Origin of the sequence: Archangium violaceum, assembly GCF_016887565.1 — a bacterium.
Classification (GTDB): domain Bacteria; phylum Myxococcota; class Myxococcia; order Myxococcales; family Myxococcaceae; genus Archangium; species Archangium violaceum_B.
Genome location: NZ_CP069396.1, coordinates 12,535,198 through 12,548,527, shown reverse-complemented (window position 1 = coordinate 12,548,527; position 13,330 = coordinate 12,535,198). Strand labels below are relative to the sequence as shown.

The window sequence follows — 13,330 nt, the reverse complement described above, 5'->3', positions numbered from 1 at the left end:
TCCTCCGCTCGTGGGCTCCTGTGTCCCAGAAGCGCTTTCAACGAGGGGGAGTCGCGATGTCACGGACACGGGGAATCGCAGCAGGGTGGATGGCAGGACTGTGGTGCGCTGTCGTCGGGCTGCTGGGGGGATGTGCCACGGGGGGGCAGGCTGTCTCGTCACCGCGGGCCCCGTCGGCCCAATCCGTGGAGAGCCTCACGGCGGATTGCGAGGGGGGCGAGGCGAAGTCCTGCTTCATCCTTGGCCTGCTCTACGCATCGGGCGAGGGTGTGGAGAAGGACATACGCCGCGCCGCCCCGCTGTGGGAGAAGGCATGCCAGGGCGGAGTGGCCAAGGGGTGCGCCGCCCTCGGTTGGCTCTACCTGGAAGGCGAGGGTGTGGAGGAGGACATACGCCGCGCCGCCTCGCTGTGGGCGAAAGCCTGCCAGGGCGGAGTGACCGAGGGGTGCGCCGCCCTCGGCATGCTCTACGAGCAGGGCAGTGGGGTGGACAAGGACGAGCGCCGCGCCGCCTCGCTGTATGAGAAGGCCTGCCAGAGCGAGGACGCCGTGGGGTGTAAACTCCTCGCCAAGCTCTACCTGGAGGGCGAGGGTGTGGAGAAGGACGAGCGCCGCGCCGCCTCGCTGTATGAGAAGGCCTGTCAGGGCGGGGTGGCCAAGGGGTGCGCCGTCCTCGGTGGGCTCTACGCACAGGGCCGTGGGGTGGAGAAGGACATGCGCCGCGCCGCCTCGCTGTATGAGAAGGCCTGTCAGGGCGGAAATGCCTGGGGATGCACCAGGCTCGGGGCGCTCTACCTGGAGGGCCGTGGGGTGGACCAGGACGAGCACCGCGCCGCCTCGCTGTGGGCGAAAGCCTGCCAGGGCGGGGATGCCATGGGGTGCGGCGGCCTCGGTCTGGCCTACGCACAAGGCCTGGGAGTGGAGAAGGACGAGCGCCGCGCCGCCGCGCTGTATGAGAAGGCCTGCCAGGAGGGGGATGCCATGGGGTGCAACCTGCTCGCCGAGCTCTACCTGCTGGGCCAGGGGGTGGAGAAGGACGAGCGCCGCGCCGCCTCGCTGTATGAGAAGGCCTGCCAGGGCGGGTGGGCCAAGGGGTGCGCCGCCCTGGGTGCGCTCTATCTGGAGGGCCAGGGAGTGGAGAAGGACGAGCGCCGCGCCGCGACACTGTTCCAGATGGCGTGCGGGGCTGGCGTGGCCGATGCCTGTCGCTGACGGGTGGCATCCGCGTTCCACCGGGGTTCGGCTGAAGGTAGGGAAGCTCAAGTGGTTCGGAGCGAACAGGAAGTCCGCTGGGCCGTGTCCTCGGAGGCTCAGCGCGACGTGTCCCCCATGGCCACGGCCGGGAGGACCCCTCGTGCACGACTGGAAGCCCGCCTCGGACAGCAGCGCGCTGTCGTCCTTCTTCAGCGCGTCTCAGGCCACCCAGGCATGGTGGCCGCCCTGCCGGCCGTTCGACTCAAGGCAGCTGCTGAGCCGTGCCGCCATAGGGCTTGTCCAGCCCATCGGTGGTGCCTGCCACACGCAGCAGTACCAGGAGCGACTTCGCGTTGAGCACGTCGGGCGACGTCCAGGTGCTGGACATGCCGTCGGGCCGCAGTTCGACCTTGCGCGTCTGTGCGGGTGCAAGACCCCGGTCGCCGAAATGGGCGAAGAGGGCGCCTGGTGCGCTGGAGAAGCCCCCGCCCAGCTTTTCGCTTGTCTTCAGAACGGGCTTGTCCTGGCCATCGAGGTACAGCTGTGCCTGGAGCACGGCATCGCTGAGGGTGCGCTCGCTGATGTTGGTCATGTCCAACGTGATGATCGGCTGGGGTCGGTCGAAGCTGTCGTGCCCCATCTTCACCTTCACGTTCCGCAGCGACAGCGCCTGGTTCCCCGCGCCGGCGCTCACGCCATCGCGCAATGCAGCGACGAAGTCCACGGTGTCGCCAGTTTTCGATGGCGAGGCCGAAGGCGTCGGCGCGGTGTAGATGGGGGTCCTGGTGGGCAGGACCGTGAACGGGGCGGCCTTCACGTCGACGGAGTTCTTGAGCCCGTCGGTCACGCCGTTGTTGCGGATGACGAGTTGCCAGCGCCTGGCGTTGAGGATGTCCGGCACGACCCAATCGCGCTCATTGCGCAGGACGGGGGTGACCGTGGTCGACTCGCCGGCTTTCAGCCCCTGATCCCCAAACCACAGGAACAGCCCGTTTCGCGTCAGCGTCGACGCTCGTTCATCGATCACGGCTTGGGGCTGGCTGTCGATGAACAGACGCGCCTCGTAGGTCGCGTCCGAGAGGGTCTTCGTCGACGTGTTCCGCACCTTGAGCTGGATGCGCGGCTTGAGGTCACCGAAGGCATCCTTGGCCATCGCCAGCGTGATCTTCTCGACCTTGAGCAGGGGCGAGTCCAGCGCGACGTGCTCGCCCTTGGCGAAGCGCTCCATGACTTCGCCCGACAGCACATCGGTCGTGGGTTCCTTGCCCCCGTCCTTCCCAGACCTCTTGGTCTTTCTGGCCGCCGTCTGCGTTTGAGCGTCGTCTCCGTCTTTCCCAGACTTCTGGGTCTGCCTGGTCGCGGGAGCGATCGATGCGGTCTGCGTTCGAGCCTCGTCCGCGGGCTCCCGTCGGGGCTTGAGGGTTTGGTAGGCCTGGTAGGCAATGAAGCCACCGATGCTCATGGCGAGGGCCAGCTTGATGAGGGTGCCGCCAGAGCTGCTGGCCGCCGGGGGCGTCCCAGGAAGGCGGGTGGGGAGCTTCTCGACCTGGAGGTCCTCCAGTGCCCGCGCCACGCGTTCGGCCTGGTGCAGGAAGCCCTGCGCGTCGTCGAGCTCATAGTCGTCCTCGTGCACGACCTTGTTGCGCACCGTGGCGACGTAGCGGATCGTCTTGTGCAACTCGGCGGGCACCTGGCGCTCGACGCTCGAGAGCTTCTCGTGCAGGCCGCGGCCCTGCGCGCCGAACTTCGCTTCCAGGAGCGTCTCGATGCGCTTGGCCGCCCTCACGACCGGGGTAATGTCTTTCACGAGGGGTAGTTTCGTCTTCGCCACAGGAGATTTGCAACAGCGCGGTGGCTTTTCCCGCGTTCACTTCCGAGCACTCGATATGGCCTTCGCGGCACGCGCGCCGCCGTGTGTTCTGATGGTACAATGCCAGTCACCATGGAAACGCCTGCTCCCGCCCGCCGCCGCCGGGTGGTGCTCCTGGTGGCTGCTTTGCTGCTCTCGTCCGTGCTCATGACGGGGGGCGTGCTCCACGTGCGGGGATTGCTGCCCGCCTCCGTTCCCAGCGCCGAGACGCCCTTCAGCTATAGCGGCTATGGGCAGGTGTTACGGCACGTGAGGCGGGATGGGAACGTGGACTTCGCGTCCGTCGGCCGCGAGCGCGCGCGGTTGGATGCCTTCGTGCGCTCGCTGGCCACCTTCTCGCCGCACTCGCGGCCGGACCTCTTTCCCAGGTCCGAGGATGCGCTGGCCTATTGGCTCAATGCGTACAACGCGCTCGTCCTACAGGCGGTGGTGGATGAGTACCCCTCACTGCGCAGCGTGGAGGACCCGTGGCTGGGGTCCTTCTTCTGGGGCCGCTCGTGGCCAGTGGGGGGCCAGCACCTGACGCTGTGGGCGTTGGAGCACCGCATCCTCCCGCGCGAGTTCGCGGATCCGCGCATCCACTTCGCCCTGTTCCAGGGCAGGCGGGGCGGGCCGCTGCTGGACGGCGCGCCCTTCGCTCCCGAGTTCCTCGACTCCCAGCTCAACGACGCGGTCCGCCGCTTCGTGGAGGACCGGCGGCACGTGCGGCTGGAGGGGAACACCGTCTACCTGGCGCGTGTGTTCGACACCTGGCGCGAGGACCTTCTCGCCGCGCTGCCGGAGGGCCGCGGAGGCAACGTGCTCCAGTTCGTCTGGGCGTTCCTCCCGGACACCTGCACGGAGAGGCCCGGCTGTGACACGCGCGGCGAACTGGATCGGGTGTGCGGCCCGAGGCTGGACCGCTGCAAGCTCGTCTACGAGCCGGAGGATGGGGCATTGCCAGACACAGCGGCCCGCGAAGTGCGCGGTGGGCCGTAGGAAGAACGGGACCCCCGTGTGAGTCCAGGTGCTTCCACGGGCGGTCAGCGCCGTCGCGCCTTCACCGCGTCGCTCAGAAGCTTCAGCACCTCGCCGGAGTCGTCCCAGCCGAGGCAGGCGTCGGTGATGCTCTTGCCGTATTCGAGCCGCGCCGGGTCATCCTTGCCGGGCGAGAACTTCTGCGCGCCAGCCACCAGATGGCTCTCCACCATGACGCCAAACACGCGCCGGCTGCCTCCGGCGAGCTGCGACGCGATGTCGCGCGCGACGTCGAGCTGCTTCTGGTACTGCTTGCTGCTGTTGGCGTGCGAGCAGTCCACCATCAGCGTGGCCGGCAGCATTGCCGCTTCGAGCTCCTGGCAGGCGGCCGCGACGCTGGCGGCGTCGTAGTTCGGCACCTTGCCGCCGCGCAGGATGAGGTGACAGTCGGTGTTGCCCCGGGTCTCGACGATCGCCACCTGGCCGTTCTTGTGCACCGACAGGAAGTGGTGCGGCCGTGCCGCCGCCTGGATGGCATCGGTGGCGATCCTGATGTTGCCGTCCGTGCCGTTCTTGAAGCCGATCGGTGCCGAGAGGCCCGAGGCCAGCTCGCGGTGCACCTGGCTCTCCGTCGTGCGGGCGCCGATCGCACCCCAGGAGATGAGGTCGCCGATGTACTGCGGAGAGATCACGTCGAGGAACTCGCTGCCCGCCGGCATGCCGAGCCGGTTGATGTCCAGCAGCAGGTGGCGCGCGATGCGCAGGCCTTCGTCGATGCGGTAGCTCTCGTCGAGGTAGGGATCGTTGATCAACCCCTTCCAGCCGACCGTCGTGCGCGGCTTCTCGAAGTACACACGCATCACGAGCTCCAGCGTGTCGGCGTAGCGCTCGCGCTCCACCTTCAGCCGCTTCGCATAGTCGAGCGCGGCCTGTGGGTCGTGGATCGAGCACGGGCCCATGATGACCAGCAGGCGGTCGTCCTTCCCGGTCATGATGTCGCGGATGCGCTGGCGCGTGTCGCTGATCAGCGCTTCCATCGGCGTGCCGCGCACCGGGAAGAAGCGGATGAGGTGTTGCGGCGGCGGCAGCGGCGTCACGTCGCTGATCCTCTCGTCGTCTGTCTGGCCGGTCTTGTCGACGGGCGCAGAGCAACCCTCGGTCGCGCTGGCGGACCTGGTCTTCATCGGGGCTCCTTCTCTTGCTGGTTGCAGGGGTGACGCGCAGCCACTCGGGCAAAAAAAAACCGCCGGACGGAGCCGGCGGTTTCGGGAGAGTTGCTGCGCGGTTCGCTTACGCGTTCGCCTCTCCTCCGCCGGTGCGGTGCGAGAACCCAAAGGACGTAAAGCCAAAGCGAACGGAACGCATACGTTCAATGTAGCACGGGGGGCAGGCGGGGCCAAGCCGGGGTGCTCGATGGCGGCGAGCCTTACCGATCCGTCTCAACGGCTCGGCGGGGCTGGCGGGGGACCTCCGCTCGTCCTCCGGGTCCGCCTCCCGGTGGCGAGATGGAGAGCCGCCGCCGCGTCGCGGATCTCCTCGAGCAACCAGGTACGCGTCCTCGGGACCTCGTGGGACGGATCTCCGAGCCCGGCATCGCGCTGCTGTCTCAATGCACCGAGGACGAGATCCCGGACCCCCTCGGCATCCTCCAGGCCCACGAGTCGAGCCTCGTGGCTTGGAGCACCGTGCTCTCCTGGCGTGCCTCGGCTGCCTCCCGCCGTGCTGACACGCAGGCTCTTGAACCCAAAGAGCCGCTCGAGCGGGCCCTGCGTCACCTCCACGTTCTGCACGTTGGCGTAGCTCAGGGTGAGCTCGCGCTGGACGAACGCTCCCTCGCGCAGGCGAAGGCTCCGGCTGCCGATGAGGTAGTCACGGAGCTCCCAGTCCAGCCGAATCACGACCAGGGACACGGCCAGCGATGAGAGGGTCAGGGCGAGTATGAGGATCGCGGCGAGAAGGGGCGACACCGTGGCGTAGCCGCCCACCACGAGCTCCAGGACCATGAGCGCGGGGACGGCGAGGAGCGGCCCGACATGGGAGAGCATGGCTCTCGTATAGGCGTAGGCCAGGTAGCGCTCGGAAGGCTTGAGCTTGCGCAGGGTCTGGCTTCCCTCTGGAAGCGTTGGCGGCTCGAAGCGCAGCTTGAGCAGGGGTTCGATCAGCGGCCGCAAGCCGGAGACGAGGGTGGAGATCACCGTGACTCCTCCTCGAGGGCGGTCGCCGCCGCCCGCAGGGAGTCGCGGATCTCCGTGAGGAGTTGCTCCTCGGTGCTCCGGGTCTCGCTCGGGGCCAGGGTCTTCTCGCGGACGCCTCGCATGCGTGCATAGAGGTAGTCGCGCACCGCCTCGAAGTTGCGGATCCCCTCGATCTTCATGTCGCCCCCTTCTCCCGCTCCCGCGGTCTGGAGGGTGACGGAGCCGATGCCGAGCCACCGCTCGAGCAGGTTCTGGGACAGGTGGATGTCCTGCATCCGCGCGTAGGTGAGGTGCATCTCGCGCCGGAAGAGGATGCCATGGCCCATCGAGACGCCCTCCGCGTCGAAGCGGAAGTGCAGGGTGTGGTAGCGGAAGTAGAGCGGCAGGATGGCGAATGGCAGCGCCGGCAGGGCCAGACAGGCCATGAGGATGTAGTACGTCAGGAGCGCGGGGTCGGGGCGCTGCAGGGCTCGAACCTCTTGGTCGAGCCGCTGGAAGGTCGCGTCGTCCATGGAACCTCCGGACAGTCGGGAGTGCGGACGCTGACACCCGGAGGGTCCCCGAGCAAGCGCCGTTCGGAGCCACGAGGCTGCCGCTCGCTTTGGGGAAGCGCCCCCGCGCGCTCCTTTGCCCAGGCCTGAAGTATGCGATCCTGCACGGGCCGAGGTCCCCTCATGCGTCGCACTCCTCAGCATCCGCCTCCCCATCTCCTCACCCTGGACGCGATGGGCGCCGGGGGCATGCCCTTGCGTGTCATTCGCCTGCCAGGGCAACAGCCCACGCCACCGCCCGGGCCACTCGTCTCGACTTTCTTCATGATCTTCGTGCTGACGGCGGGAAGGGGGCGAGCCCGTCTCCTGGAGCAGCTCGAGGTCCATGCGGGGGACATCCACCTCATCCCCGCGGGCATCGAGCACCAGCCCCTCGAGGTGAGCAAACTCGAGGGGTGGATCGTGGGCTTCGATCCGCTGCTGCTCCGCTCGCTCGGACCGGAGTGGTTGCCAGAACCGCCTCGAAGCCGTGGAGCGGCGAAGCCCACTCCGGCGCGGAGCCTCTTTGTCCGGGGACTGCTCCGGCTGCGGCCCGGACAACACCGGTGGCGGCGAATCGTGCACCAGGTGGCCGAGCTGGATGCCGAGCTGAGAGAGGCCCGGTGGGGCGTGGAGAACGCCGCGCACGCATGGTTCGTCTTGCTGGTCACGGAACTCCTGCGCGAGTTGCAGGAGCACGCGCCTCTCGCGCCGTCCATGAGCGGCGGGTTCGTGCACGATGCGCTCGCCTTCATCGAGGCGCACTGCTTGCAGCCCCTCTCGCTCCAGGACGTCGCGGCGGCGGTGGGGTGCACGCCCTCGCACCTGGCCAACGCCATCCGTCGCGAGACGGGGCTGACGGTAGGTGACTGGCTGCGCGAGCATCGCATGGCCGAGGCCCGGCGGCGCCTGCTGGAAACGGGAGCCACCATGGAGAGCATCGCAAGCCAGGTGGGCTACGCCGACGTCACCCATTTCATCCGCACCTTCCGGCGCGTCCACGGAATGACCCCCCGGGCCTGGCGCGAGCAGCGCCGCCACGCCGGAAGCTGAAGGGCCTCCGCGTCCTGCTCCAATCCAAGCCGATTTCCGCCACAAGCCACGCTATGGGAGGTCGGCCTGGGCAGCAATCGCGGCGTGCGCCCCTTCGTCGACTCTACCGCGCGATGCGCGCCTTGAGCTGCCGCCGCTGCTCGAGGGCGCGCTTCTCGCGCTCGACCGCCCCCCGGTGACGAGCACCTGGCTGGAGGCGAGCACGGTGGCCGCCAGCTCGTCGTAGCGGGGATGGGGCATGGTGGCCACGGTGCTCCAGGTGTTGGTGGCCGGGTCATAGAGCTCGGCCGAGGCGAGGCCCTGGGGAGACTCGTTGTTCTGTCCGCCCACGACGAGCACCTTGCCCGAGACGCATACGTCTATGTCCTCTGGAACCGCGGGAGCTGCCGGAAGGGCGCGGGTGACCTCCTCTTCCGGGCGAGCCACGACTTCGGCGACACCTTCGATGCGGCCATCGCGCTCGACGCGAAGGCGGGGGGCCGCCACCCGGCGATCGCCGCGGAGGGCCCCTTCGTCTCAGGACGGCAGGTCGCGTCGATTCGTCTCAGCCCCGCACGGCCGCGAAAAGCGTTGACTCAGCCAACACCGCCCGCGTTCACTCGTCGCCATGGCAAAGGTCACAGGCATCGGCGGCGTCTTCTTCAAATCCACGAAGGACCACAAGGCGCTCGCCGCCTGGTACCAGAGGCACCTCGGCATTCAGCTCGAGCCCTGGGGCGGCGGAATTCTGAAGTGGCCCGACGACAAGGCCGAGGACAAGGGCCTCACCGTCTGGCACGTCGCGGAGAAGGACAGCGACTGGTTCAGCCCGAGCACGTCGTCCTTCATGATCAACTACCGCGTCGACAACCTCGACGAGCTGCTCGCGCAGCTCCGCAAGGGCGGAGTAGAAGTCGTGAAGGGCCCCGAGAGCCACGAGAACGGCAAGTTCGCGTGGATCATGGATCCGGACGGCAACAAGGTGGAGCTGTGGGAGCCCATGCTCTGGGACGAGAAGAACAAGAAGGCGTGATCGGAACCTCCGCCGCAAGCGCGCGGGAACACTGAGTCCTCCCGCCGGCGAGGGAGTTTCTTGAACTGGGTGCTGCCTTGGGTCTCCGAAGAGGGGGCTCGGGCGCCTTCTTCGGCTCCTCCACCTTCGCGGCAAAGGACGGGCTCTCCTCCTCCGGCTCCGGCTTCGCCCCTGCTTGGGGGAGCCCCATTCCGCCTCTGCTCAGTGCTCTACATCGCAGAAGTGAGTCGTCGCCGATCCGTGTCTGCTGGGGCATAAGCGGTGCTCTCTCTTTCGAGGAGGCCAGCCGGATGTTTCGACGAATGGTGGTGATGGGAGTTGTTGCCATGGGGGTGGCGGCGTGGGCTGCGGAGTCGTCGCCTCCACCGTCCAAGCCGCAAGGACCGAGCCCTTCACGCAGTGGCCATCTGCCCATCAACGGCTTGAAGCTCTACTACGAAGTGTACGGAGAGCTGGGCAAGTCCAAGACAGCTCCGTTGCTGTTGATTCCTGGGGCTTTCCTATCCACCGACTCAATGAAGCCTTGGGTGGCGGCCTTCGCTGCGAAGCGTTCGGTGATTGTCTTTGATCAACAGGGCCACGGTCGAACCGCGGACACGTCGCGGAAGATGTCTTACGAGCAGTTCGGCGATGACGCTGCGGCATTGCTGCGGGCCCTGAAGGTGGAGCGCGCGGATGTGATGGGCTACTCTCAAGGTGGAGGGGTGGCGCTGCAGCTGGCGTTGCGTCACCCCACGCTCGTCAACAAGCTCGTCTCGCTGTCCGCCACCTATCGTAAGGACGGTTGGTACCCTGCGGTGTTCAAGGCGATTGGGGGCCTGAGCGCCGAGGTGTTCGCAGGCTCTCCAGTCGAAGCAGCGTTCAAGAAGCACACGGCTGATCCCAAGGCGTTCGAGGCCTACATCGAGAAGATGAAGGTGTTGAACATCAACGACCAGAACATCACCGACGCTCAGATGCGCGCCATTTCAGCCAAGACGATGGTCATCGTGGGTGATGCGGATGGCGTGAAGCTGGAACACGCGGTGGCGATGTTCAAGCTGCGGGGCGGAGGCGATGAGGAGGCGGCCGCGACTGGGATGCTCACGAAGGTTCCTGCGGCGCGGTTGGTGATCCTCCCCGCGACCTCTCATATTGGGATCTCAGGGGAGACGAAGGTACTCGAATCGATGGTGACGCCTTTCTTGGAGGACGCGCCTCCCGCCAACCCCTCTCTTTGGTAGTTAGCAAAGCGCCGACGCCTTGAGCGACGGCGCTGATTCAGCGAGAATGCTTTCAAGGCGCGGCCGACTCACTGCGCGGGGCCGCGGTCCGCGACAACAGGGCCTCGACGACCGCACGGGGCCGCAGCGGGTCGTCGTCGAGCACCAGCTCCGGCCGCAGCAGCGCTGGCTCCCGTGCACCCGAGGGCCGGTCGAGCACGAACCTGGGGTAGGACAGCATCAGCTGGGTGTTGGGCAGGACCACGCTCTGCACGCCGCCGGACTGACGGACTCGTGCCGCGCCACCCACCCCGGCCACGGCGCCGAAGCCGTAGTCCTGGACCACGTTGCTGAAGAGGACCGCTGACGAGTAGGTGAGTGGCCCGACGAGCAGCCACACCTCCCCCTCGAAGCGAAGCGGCTCGTCCAGCCGGGGCTCCTCCAGGCTGGTGATTTCACCGGCCACCACCTGGCCGGTGGTTTCACCTGACTTGCGATAGGGCTCCAGCACCCGCTTGAGGTAGCTCGAGCCCGCGCGATAGGGGCGGTCGGCCACGTAGCGGAGGATGCCCTCCTTCCACATGTCGTCGTCCCCTCCGCCGTTGGCGCGGAGGTCGATGATGAGCCGCCGCGTCCCGGTGGCCCGCATCCTGCCGAAGGCGTCCCGCACGAAGGCGAAGTAGCGCTCCTTGTCAGGCCAGGAGAACGAGCTCAGGGTGAGCAGGGCACTCCCGCCGTCGAGCAGCTCGAAGCGGTAGAGCTGCTCGAAGTGGGCCTCATCCTGAAGGACGGCGGGGAGCACCCGACCGGCCGGCGTGCGCACGACTTCGGCCCCGTCCAGCTCCAGCTCGAAGCGCGTGGGCATGCCGTAGAGCTTCCAGTAGTAGAGCCACCAGCGCCGCGAGAGCAGTGCGGCTCGGAAGAGCGGGGTGTCTCCGTGGATGCGGGCCAGCAGCTCCCGGGTGAGCTGGCGCGCGTCCTGGCCATTGATGCGCGTGAGGATCCGACCGGCATGCGCCGTTTGGCCGCCTCCGAGCGCCGACAGAATCTTCAGCGCTCCATCCGCCGTGAGGGACACCTCGAACGGGAAGAAGCCGGAGCCCCGTGCCAGGTGCGCGCGGCTCTCCTCCCGCCAGTCCTGGAGGCCAATCAACACATGTCCGTCCCCGAAGGCGGGGTTCAGCCGGGCCAGTGCTGCCCACGCCTCGTCGCGCGTCAGGGGGTGGTCGAGCGTGCGCTCCACCTCGGCCATGACGCGGTCGAGCTCGCTCCGGTCGAGCGCGTGCGTCAGGTCCGGATGGTTGCGCTCGAGAGTTTCCCTCACGAAGCGCAGGTCCGCTCGGACCGCCTCGGGCGAGAGCTTCTCCGGTGCGGCAGGGGAGGCGGGGACGGCGGCACATGACGCAAGGACGGCGGCACAGACCACGAGTGCGCCGCTGCGCACGGCCTGAAGTGCGGACGGGTTGAACATGGAAGCTCCGAGGTTGCCGGCACGGCTTGCGCCGGCCACACATTGTTGAAATAGTGCCGCTGAATTTCAACAAGAGGATGGGAGTTCGCCGCGCATGCCCAGGACGTTCGACCGCCGTGCCATCCACGACACGGCGCAGATTCGGCTGCTCTCCTCTCCGGTGAGGCAGGAACTCGTGGACACCCTGGCCGCGCTCGGCGGCGAGGCGAGTGTCGCCGACCTGGCGGAACAGCTCGGGCGTCCGGCGGATGGGCTCTACTACCACCTACGGGTGCTCTGTCGCGGCGGGCTGGTTCGCGAGGTGGAGTCCGCCGAGGGAGAAGAGCGGCGCTACCGCCTCGCCGGCACCGGTGATGCGCCCCTTCGCCTGGCCTATCGTGCTGGAAAGGCCGGCAACCTCGCGGCCCTGGCGAAGTTCGCCCGCGGCCTGCTGCGAATCGCGACGCGCGACTTCGAGGAGGCGCTGCGGTTGGAGGACGTGGCCGTCAACGGTCCGCGACGCGAGCTCTGGACGGCACGCAACAAGGGTTGGGTGAGCCCCCAGGACCTGGAGGAGGTCAACAGGCTCATCGAGCGCCTCTGCGAGCTCACCAGCCAGCCGAGGGCGCCCGGCCGCGAGCGCCTGATGAGCCTCGCCTTCGTGCTCGCGCCCATCCGCCCTCGCGCGAAGCGGCGCGGCCCGCCCGAGCCCTGACTCGAGCGCGGAGAGGTGGGGCGAGCGTGCCCCCGGGAGGTGTGCACCCGGGGGCCGTTCAGCTCGGCCCGTCTTCAGCGTGCTCGGGACCAATGGCCGGTCAGTCAGACCAGCCGAAGTCTGGCAGGGACAAGCGCTTCGGCGGGCCTCCCGTGACGAGAGAGAGCGTCAGGATCATGCGTGGCCCCTCCTCCCCGGTTCCCAGGGTGAGAAGCCCCGCCTGCTCCAACTGTCGCAGCTCCGCTGCCGGCTCCAGACCGGGTGGGAGCATGAGGTGCAAGGCGACAATCTCAGACAATCCGGCACCGCGCTGCCGCTCGCCAGCCCGGCCATCCGCCCACTGATCGGGCCGGGCACTGCCGGGGGAGCGGAACAGGAAGGGCTGGCGCGGCTCCATGCTGGAATGAGCGACGGAGATCGCCCGTCCCGAAGGTCGACAGCGGAGACCGCGAGCGCCTACTTCTTCGTCGGCGCCCGAGCCCGACCCGGCCGAGAAGGGGTACCGTTCCGGTTTTCAGACCGTATGCCGGTGAGCGCGAGGCGCAGCAACCGGCTCGCGGTGGTCGGATCGTCTTCGGTGGCGACGGCGATCGCGTTCACCAAGAGCATCAGGTCCTCCGCAGTGGCGCCGGCGTGAAGCGCGCCCACAGACGAGGCTCGTGCCACCAGAACCTCCAACACGTCGAGCAGCATGCCGGTGCAGCAGATCTCTTCTGGCGAGAGGCCATCCGGGCCGGCCAGCAGCGCAGCCGCAAGCCCGCGGTGGGTCGCGGTGTAAACCGTCATCTCCTCAAGCCATGCAGCCAGCTCAGCGCTGGGGTCCTCGCCCGGCTGCGCGGCTGCCCGCTCACAGAGCTGCGCGACGCCGACGCGGAATACCGCCTCCAACAGCGCCCGCCGCGACGGGAAGTGTCGGTGCAGGGTCGCGGAGCCCACCCCCGCCCGCCGCGCGATCTCCTCAAGCGACGCCTGCGCGCCATCCCTGCCGACCAGCTCCACGGCGGCGGCGACGATCCGCTCCCGGTTGCGTCGGCCGTCCGCTCGCAACGTCTTCACACGATCCACGGCGATCCTCTTCTCGACAAACGGGGTGGGCCTCCATATCTTGCCACCGAAGTCTAAACGGTGGGGCACCCCACTTACTGGAGACCCG

Annotated in this window: 13 protein-coding genes; 6 read left to right on the top strand and 7 right to left on the bottom strand. The window is 68.0% G+C overall.

The annotated features are described in order from the left end of the window. The first annotated feature begins 185 nt into the window (after window positions 1-185). Entirely contained in the window at window positions 186-1,211 is a 1,026-nt protein-coding gene (locus tag JRI60_RS50145; protein ID WP_204223236.1) for an SEL1-like repeat protein, read from the top strand. Between the two features lie 244 nt (window positions 1,212-1,455). Here JRI60_RS50145 and JRI60_RS50140 read toward each other — a convergent pair whose 3' ends face one another. Continuing rightward, entirely contained in the window at window positions 1,456-3,000 is a 1,545-nt protein-coding gene (locus JRI60_RS50140) for a hypothetical protein (protein ID WP_204223235.1), read from the bottom strand. 135 nt (window positions 3,001-3,135) lie between these two features. On the opposite strand from JRI60_RS50140, the gene JRI60_RS50135 reads away from it, so the two are divergent. After that, window positions 3,136-4,041 carry a DUF547 domain-containing protein gene (locus JRI60_RS50135; protein WP_204223234.1) on the top strand — a complete coding sequence of 302 codons (906 nt, stop codon included), beginning with the start codon at window positions 3,136-3,138 and terminating at the stop codon, window positions 4,039-4,041. A 44-nt stretch (window positions 4,042-4,085) separates the two neighbouring features. On the opposite strand, the gene JRI60_RS50130 is transcribed toward JRI60_RS50135, so the two are convergent. From JRI60_RS50130 to JRI60_RS50120, 3 genes are all read right to left on the bottom strand, one after another. Then, window positions 4,086-5,204 (bottom strand): 3-deoxy-7-phosphoheptulonate synthase, encoded by a 1,119-nt coding sequence (locus JRI60_RS50130; RefSeq protein WP_204223233.1) that lies wholly within the window; start codon window positions 5,202-5,204, stop codon window positions 4,086-4,088. A 255-nt stretch (window positions 5,205-5,459) separates the two neighbouring features. Further along, on the bottom strand, window positions 5,460-6,215 hold the full coding sequence (locus JRI60_RS50125; RefSeq protein WP_204223232.1) for a PH domain-containing protein: 756 nt from the start codon (window positions 6,213-6,215) through the stop codon (window positions 5,460-5,462). Continuing rightward, window positions 6,212-6,727 carry a PH domain-containing protein gene (locus JRI60_RS50120; protein ID WP_204223231.1) on the bottom strand — a complete coding sequence of 172 codons (516 nt, stop codon included), beginning with the start codon at window positions 6,725-6,727 and terminating at the stop codon, window positions 6,212-6,214. Before JRI60_RS50120 ends, JRI60_RS50125 begins: the two co-directional genes overlap by 4 nt. A 303-nt stretch (window positions 6,728-7,030) precedes the next feature. Between JRI60_RS50120 and JRI60_RS50115 the strand changes: the two genes are divergently transcribed. Further along, a complete protein-coding gene (locus JRI60_RS50115) occupies window positions 7,031-7,798 on the top strand; it encodes a helix-turn-helix transcriptional regulator (RefSeq protein WP_204223230.1) in 768 nt (255 codons plus the stop codon). A gap of 51 nt (window positions 7,799-7,849) precedes the next feature. Here the strand turns inward: JRI60_RS50115 and JRI60_RS50110 are convergent, their stop codons facing one another. Beyond that, window positions 7,850-8,224: a kelch repeat-containing protein gene (locus tag JRI60_RS50110; RefSeq protein WP_239470203.1), complete on the bottom strand. Its 375-nt coding sequence runs from the start codon at window positions 8,222-8,224 to the stop codon at window positions 7,850-7,852. Window positions 8,225-8,405: 181 nt separating this feature from the next. Here JRI60_RS50110 and JRI60_RS50105 point away from each other — a divergent pair, with 181 nt between their 5' ends. After that, complete coding sequence (locus JRI60_RS50105) at window positions 8,406-8,810, top strand: VOC family protein (RefSeq protein ID WP_204223228.1); 405 nt, start codon at window positions 8,406-8,408, stop codon at window positions 8,808-8,810. A 290-nt stretch (window positions 8,811-9,100) separates the two neighbouring features. Beyond that, the gene (locus tag JRI60_RS50100) at window positions 9,101-10,033 is read left to right on the top strand and encodes an alpha/beta fold hydrolase (protein ID WP_204223227.1); all 933 of its coding nucleotides are present in this window, start codon (window positions 9,101-9,103) and stop codon (window positions 10,031-10,033) included. A gap of 52 nt (window positions 10,034-10,085) precedes the next feature. Here JRI60_RS50100 and JRI60_RS50095 read toward each other — a convergent pair whose 3' ends face one another. Next, window positions 10,086-11,483, bottom strand: a complete 1,398-nt coding sequence (locus tag JRI60_RS50095; RefSeq protein ID WP_204223226.1) for a S41 family peptidase — start codon at window positions 11,481-11,483, stop codon at window positions 10,086-10,088. A gap of 94 nt (window positions 11,484-11,577) precedes the next feature. On the opposite strand from JRI60_RS50095, the gene JRI60_RS50090 reads away from it, so the two are divergent. Then, complete coding sequence (locus JRI60_RS50090; protein WP_204223225.1) at window positions 11,578-12,177, top strand: ArsR/SmtB family transcription factor; 600 nt, start codon at window positions 11,578-11,580, stop codon at window positions 12,175-12,177. A gap of 456 nt (window positions 12,178-12,633) precedes the next feature. Here the strand turns inward: JRI60_RS50090 and JRI60_RS50085 are convergent, their stop codons facing one another. Continuing rightward, window positions 12,634-13,242 (bottom strand): TetR/AcrR family transcriptional regulator, encoded by a 609-nt coding sequence (locus JRI60_RS50085; RefSeq protein ID WP_204223224.1) that lies wholly within the window; start codon window positions 13,240-13,242, stop codon window positions 12,634-12,636. Window positions 13,243-13,330: the final 88 nt, after the last annotated feature.

Coding starts and splice junctions, on each gene's coding strand:
- JRI60_RS50090 (WP_204223225.1), top strand. CDS start 11,578: ATGCCCAGGACGTTCGACCGCCGTGCCATCCACGACACGGCGCAGATT.
- JRI60_RS50100 (WP_204223227.1), top strand. CDS start 9,101: ATGTTTCGACGAATGGTGGTGATGGGAGTTGTTGCCATGGGGGTGGCG.
- JRI60_RS50095 (WP_204223226.1), bottom strand. CDS start 11,483: ATGTTCAACCCGTCCGCACTTCAGGCCGTGCGCAGCGGCGCACTCGTG.
- JRI60_RS50115 (WP_204223230.1), top strand. CDS start 7,031: ATGATCTTCGTGCTGACGGCGGGAAGGGGGCGAGCCCGTCTCCTGGAG.
- JRI60_RS50130 (WP_204223233.1), bottom strand. CDS start 5,204: ATGAAGACCAGGTCCGCCAGCGCGACCGAGGGTTGCTCTGCGCCCGTC.
- JRI60_RS50120 (WP_204223231.1), bottom strand. CDS start 6,727: ATGGACGACGCGACCTTCCAGCGGCTCGACCAAGAGGTTCGAGCCCTG.
- JRI60_RS50105 (WP_204223228.1), top strand. CDS start 8,406: ATGGCAAAGGTCACAGGCATCGGCGGCGTCTTCTTCAAATCCACGAAG.
- JRI60_RS50135 (WP_204223234.1), top strand. CDS start 3,136: ATGGAAACGCCTGCTCCCGCCCGCCGCCGCCGGGTGGTGCTCCTGGTG.